The organism is Pantoea sp. SIMBA_079 (assembly GCF_046940275.1).
GTDB lineage: Bacteria > Pseudomonadota > Gammaproteobacteria > Enterobacterales > Enterobacteriaceae > Pantoea > Pantoea borealis.
In genome coordinates this window covers 1-242 of record NZ_JAWRYR010000816.1, presented here as the reverse complement: position 1 = coordinate 242, position 242 = coordinate 1, and the positions used below count along the sequence as shown (strand labels likewise).

Sequence of the window (242 nt, the reverse complement as noted above, 5' to 3'; positions counted from 1 at the left end):
CCACGCAGGCGCTGGTCGATGCCGTGTTCTCCGGCAACGGCCTGCGTCAGCAGAACATTCCGGTGTACGGCTCACGCGTGCGCATCCAGGGTCGCAACCTGGCCGAAGGCCAGACGCTGCTGATCAACGGCGACAGCTATCCGGTCGATCTGGAACGCAAGTTCGTCGCCGAATACCTGATGCCCGTCGGCCAGCACCGGTTCGACATCGGCCTGAAGAACCGCAACGGCGACACCGCGCAC

The 242-nt window shown here is 64.9% G+C and carries 1 protein-coding gene; it reads left to right on the top strand.

All coding sequences use genetic code 11. The annotated features are described in order from the left end of the window. Positions 1 to 242 (top strand): hypothetical protein (locus tag SB719_RS22220; protein ID WP_412160042.1); only part of this gene is annotated, 242 nt, incomplete at both ends.